Annotated in this window: 4 protein-coding genes; all 4 read left to right on the top strand. The window is 72.8% G+C overall.

Translation table 11 applies throughout. The features are described 5' to 3' along the window. A partial coding sequence (locus IP78_RS11140) for an MmgE/PrpD family protein (RefSeq protein WP_054111756.1) occupies window positions 1–1316 on the top strand: 1316 nt, incomplete at its 5' end. Continuing rightward, window positions 1313–2680: an MmgE/PrpD family protein gene (locus tag IP78_RS11135; RefSeq protein ID WP_054111755.1), complete on the top strand. Its 1368-nt coding sequence runs from the start codon at window positions 1313–1315 to the stop codon at window positions 2678–2680. The genes IP78_RS11140 and IP78_RS11135, both read left to right, overlap by 4 nt. After that, the gene (locus IP78_RS11130; protein ID WP_054111754.1) at window positions 2677–4074 is read left to right on the top strand and encodes a phenylacetate--CoA ligase family protein; all 1398 of its coding nucleotides are present in this window, start codon (window positions 2677–2679) and stop codon (window positions 4072–4074) included. Before IP78_RS11135 ends, IP78_RS11130 begins: the two co-directional genes overlap by 4 nt. Continuing rightward, window positions 4074–5384 (top strand): amidase, encoded by a 1311-nt coding sequence (locus tag IP78_RS11125; RefSeq protein WP_082384985.1) that lies wholly within the window; start codon window positions 4074–4076, stop codon window positions 5382–5384. Before IP78_RS11130 ends, IP78_RS11125 begins: the two co-directional genes overlap by 1 nt. Window positions 5385–5444 lie beyond the last annotated feature (60 nt).

Below are 5444 nucleotides of genomic sequence, written 5' to 3'. Positions count from 1 at the left end.
TGGCGGAGCTGCTGGCCCGGCCGGTCTCGGCCGAGGACCGGGCGCGGACCCGCCTGCATCTGCTGGACTGGGTCGGCTGTGCCGTCGCGGGGTCGCGGGAGGCCGACGTGGCGCGCGTCGCGGCGCTGGCGGCGATGGAAGGGTCGGGCCCGTGCCGCATCGTCGGCGGCGGTCGGGTCGGCCCCCAGGCAGCGGCGCTCGCCAACGGTCCGGCCGGCGCGATCCTTGAGATGGACGACGTCGACCGCCGCGCCCTGCTGCATCCGGGCCCCGTGGTCATGCCCGCCGCCCTGGCCCTGGCCGAGCACCTCGGCGCTGCCGACGGCGAGGCCCTGCTGGACGCGATCGTGCGCGGCTATGAGGCCATGATCCGCATCGGCCGGGCGGCGGGGCCGTCGCACTATCGCTTCTTTCATCCGACCGGCACGCTCGGCGGCTTCGGCGCGGCGGCGGCGGGGGCGAGCCTGATGGCGCTGGATGGCGAGCGGACGGCCTGGGCGCTGGGTCTCGCGGGCCAGCAGGGCGCAGGGCTCTGGCGCGCGCGGCACGAGCCCGGCTCGGTCAAGGCGCTGCACGACGGGCGGGCGGCAGCGAACGGGGTCGCGTCCGCGCTGCTCGCCCGCGACGGCTTTCGCGGGCCGCTGAAGGTCCTGGAGGGCGAACAGGGCCTGTTCCCCGCCATGGCCCCCGACGCCGATCCCGAGGCCGTGCTGGCCCCCGCCCACGGCTGGCTCATCCACGAAGTCAGCTTCAAGCCCCACGCCGCCTGCCGCCACGCCCACCCGGCCATCGACGCGGCCCTCGCCCTGCGCGCGCGGATCGACGGACTGCCCGACGCCATCCGGATCGAGACCTACCGCGACAGCGTCCTCTTCTGCGACAAGCCGGCGCCGACGACCGTCCCCGAGGCTAAGTTCTCGCTCCAGCACGGCGTCGCTGTCGCCCTGATCCACGGCGACGCGGGCCTCGAGCGGTTCGAGCCCGCCGCCTTGACCGATCCGGAGATCGCCGCCCTTCGCGCCCGCGTCTCGGTCGCCGTCGCCGACGACCTGACCGCCGCCTATCCCGCCCGCTTCGGCGCCCGCCTGATCGCGACGGCGGGCGGCGTCGATCACCGCATAGAGGCGCTCGATGCGCTCGGCGATCCCGAGAACCCCCTGTCGCCCGAGGCCGTGCGTGACAAGGCCCGAGCCCTCATGGCCTGGGGCGGCATGAGCCCCGACGCCGCCGGAGCGTTGATCGCCGCCGTCGAGGGGCTGGGCCTGACGACTACCGTCGCCGACCTGTCTGCCGCCCTGCCGGGGAGCGGCGCATGACCCTGTCGCGCACCCTGGCCGAACGCGCCCTGGCCCTGACCTGGGCCGACATCGACCCCCCTGCGAAGACGGCCGCCAAGACCTTCCTCCACGACACCTTGTGCGTCGGTGCCGCCGGAGCCCGCGCGCCGCTGGCCGACAATGTGCTCGCCGCCGCCCGTCGCTGGGGCGAGGGGACCACCTGCTCCGTCCTCGGCCGGGCGGGCGTGCGTCTGCCCCAACCCTCGGCCGCCTTCGTCAACGCCTTCCAGATCCACGCCCAGGAGTTCGACTGCGTCCACGAACCCGCCGTGGTCCATCCGATGGCGACCGTAGGCGCCGTGATCCTGTCCGAGGCCGACCGCGCCGCCGCCGAGGGCCGCCCGATCTCCGGCGAGGCCCTGCTGACCGCCCTCGTGGCCGGGGTCGAGGTTGCGGCCTCCCTCGGTCTGGCCGCCACCACGCCCCTGAAGTTCTTCCGCCCGGCCACGGCGGGCATCTTCGGCTGCGTCGCCGCCCTGATCTCGCTGCGCCGCCTGCCTAGCGAACAAGCCGTTTCCGCCTTCGGCTACGCCCTCGCCTTCGCCTCGGGCACCATGCAGGCCCACGCCGAGGGCAAGCCCGCCCTGCCGATCCAGATCGCCAACGCCGCCCGCGCCGCCGTCATGGCCGCCGACCTTGCCGAGGCCGATCTGCCCGGCCCGGAGGCCTCGATCGAGGGCCCCTTCGGCTACCTGAGCCTGTTCGAGACGGCCCACGACCCCGCGCCCCTGACCGACCCGGCCCCCGGCTTTCGCATCGCCGAGGTCAGCTGGAAGCCCTTCCCCACCGGCCGCGCCGCCCACGGCGGCATCGTCGCCCTCCAGACCCTGATGGCCGAGCACGGCCTGACCGCCGCAGATGTGTCCGAGGCCGTCTATCGCGCCCCGCCCCTGATCCACCGCCTCGTCGGCCGCCGTCCCACAACCGACATGGCTCCGGCCTGGGCGCGTCTGTGCCTGCCGTGGCTGGGCGCTGTGGTCCTGACGCGGGGGACCGTCGGCCTCGCCGACTTCACGCCCGACCGTCTGTCCGACCCGACGTTGCTGACTCTCGCCGAGCGCATCCGCGTCAAGGCCGACGACAACCCCGATCCCGCCGCCTTCACGCCCGCCACCCTGACCGTCACCACCACCGACGGCCGCATCCTGACCCACACCGTCATCGCCCAGCTCGGCTCTCCCGCCCAGCCCCTGACCCGCGAACAGCACCTCCTCAAGCAGGCCGCCTGCCTCGACTTCGCGGGTCTCGGCGCGAACGCCGCCGCCGTCGCCGAGGCCATCGACCGGTTCGAGACTCTCGCCGACGCCTCTTCGACCCTCTCCCTCCTCGGAGCCCACACGTGACCGACACCCACCGCACCTACTGGGACGAGATCGACTTCGCCGCCATCGCGCGGGACCACCCCATCGGCGACGCCTTCACCCGGCTCGTGACCTCGATAAGCCGCGACGAGCTCCGCGCCCGGCAGGAGGCGCTGTTCGCCCGCTGCGTCGCCCGCGCCTGGAAGACCGCCTTCTACCGCCGCCTCTGGGGCTCGGCCGGCATCGCGGAGGGCGACATCCGGGGCCTCGACGACCTGCCGAACCTGCCCAGCTTCGACAAGTCCGACATCATGAAGTCGCTGGAGATCGCGCCCCCCTTCGGCGACTTCGCGGGCTTCGACTCCTACCCAGAGGACAAGCGCCCCCCGGTCATCTTCCACACCACCTCGGGCACCACCGGAAAGCCCCAGGTCCTGCTGTTCGGACCCAAGAGCCGCGAGGTCCAGAATCTGCTGCTGGCCCGCCTCTATCGCTGGCAGGGGCTGCGGTCCGGCGACGTGGTCCACTCCGTCTATGGTCACGGCATGATCAACGGCGGCCACTATGTGCGCGAGGCCGTGACCCACTGGACCAGCGCCGTCTTCATGTCGGCGGGCACAGGCGTGGAGACCCGCTCGGCCCAGCAGGTCGAGTTGATGAAGACCTTTGGGGCCACCGCCATCGTGGGCTTCGCCGACTACATCAAGCGCCTGGCCGAGGTGGCGCGGGACGCCGGCCTGACGCCCGGCGTCGACATTCCCGTCCGCATGATCTCGGGCCACATGGGCCGCGAGGACAAGCAGGCCCTGTCCGACGCCTGGGGCGGGGCCGAATGCTTCGACTGGTATGGCGTGGGCGACACCGGCTGTATCGCCGGCGAGGGCCCCGACCGCGACGGCCTCTATGTCATGGAGGACGCCCAGTATCTGGAGGTCTGCGACATCGACACCGGCAAGCCGGTCGTGGACGGTCAGCCGGGCGACATGGTCGTGACCTGCCTCTACAAGGACGACCTCTATCCGATCATCCGCTTCAACACCCACGACGTGACCGAGGTCATCGCCCGGCCCTCGTCGATCGGGGCCAGCTTCCAGCGGATCGAGGGCTTCCTCGGGCGGTCCGACAACATGGTGAAGGTGCGCGGCATCAACATCTTCCCCCAGGCCATCGGCCCCATGCTGGACGAGGCGCCGGAGTTCCTGAAGGAGTTCGTCTGCAAGACCCGCCGCGACGCGGCCGGGCGTGATGCGTTCGTCGTCGTGGCCGAGGCTTCCGCGCCCGGCGACCCCGCGCTGGCGGGCCGCTTCGGCGAAATCCTGAAGCGCAAGATCGGCATCGAGGTCGAGGTCGAACTGGTCGGCCGGGGCGAGACGGCCGCCCTGACCCAGGTCGAGGTGCGCCAGAAGCCCATCCGCCTGATCGACGAGCGGTTCTGATGATCGGCCCGTTCGAGCCCGAGGTCGCGGCCGGGGTTACAGGCCTCGCCGCCGCCTATGCCGAGGGCTCGGCCCGGCCGGACGCGGTGCTGGCGACCTATCTGGCCCGGATAGAGCGGCTGAACCCGACTGTCCACGCCTTCATCGATCTGGACGTCGAAGGCGCGCGCGACGCGGCCAGGGCCTCGGCCCACCGCTGGGCCTCCGGCATGGCGCTGTCGCCGCTGGACGGCTGCGTCGTGGGAATCAAGGCCAACATCGCCGTCGCCGGCCTGCCCTGGACGGCAGGCATCGGCGCCTATCGCGACCGCATCGCCGATCGTGACGCCGCCTGCGTGTCGCGGCTGAGGGCGGCGGGCGCGATCGTCCTCGGCACGCTGAACATGGAGGAGGGGGCGCTCGGCGCCGTCACCGACAATCCGTGGTTCGGGCGGACGCAGAACCCCTGGCGAGAGGGCTACACGGCCGGCGGCTCGTCCGGTGGCTCGGGCGCGGCGGTGGCGGCGGGGCTGTGCGCGGCGGCGCTCGGCACAGACACCATGGGCTCGGTGCGCATCCCCTCGGCCTACTGCGGCGTCTTCGGCATCAAGCCCCGCTATGGCGCGATCCCGGAGGAGGGGGTCACGCCCCTGTCGCCCAGCCTGGATCACGTCGGCGTCCACGCCCGCTCGGCCGAGGACTGCGCCGTCGTCCTCACCCAGATCGCCACGCCAGACCCGGCGTCGCCGAGCGGCCCGCTGGCGGTGCTGGACGTCACAGGCCGTGCGACCCTGTCCGACGACGTCCGTGCCGCCTTCCTCGCGGTCGTCGCCACGGCCGAAGCCCAGGGCCTGCTGGAGGGATCCGTCCCGCTCGACATCGACCTCGGCCGCCTGCGCCGCCGGGGCCTGTTGATCTCCGAGGTCGAGGGCATGGCCGAACACGCCGCCATGCTGGACGCCCGCCCCGACGGCTTCTCCGAGACCTTTGCCGCCATGCTCCGCTGGGGCGCATCCCAGCCCCCGGAAAAGCTGGCCGAGGCCCGCTCCGAGATCGCGGCTGCGAAGGCAACGGTTGAGGCCCTGATCGGCGGCCGCGTCGGCCTCCTGTGCCCCACCACCGGCGGCCCGGCCTTCCGCTTCGGCGATCCCATCCCTGCGGACCAGGCCGACATCACCTGCCTCGCCAACATGGCGGGGTTGCCCGCCGTGGCCTTTCCGATGGGCCTATCGAGCGACGGCCTGCCCTTGTCCGCCCAGATCATCGGCCGAGACAGCCAGGCGATCCTTGGATTGGCCGCCCGTCTCGCCGCCTACAATCCTCCCCTATAGGGGGAGGGGGACCGCGAAGCGGTGGAGGGGGCCGGCCGCGAATGCCGGCGTCCGAACCGG

The sequence above is a fragment of the Brevundimonas sp. AAP58 genome (assembly GCF_001295975.1).
In the GTDB taxonomy this organism is placed as follows: domain Bacteria; phylum Pseudomonadota; class Alphaproteobacteria; order Caulobacterales; family Caulobacteraceae; genus Brevundimonas.
Note: the sequence above shows the minus strand (reverse complement) of the source record. Positions and strands in the feature narration are given on the sequence as shown.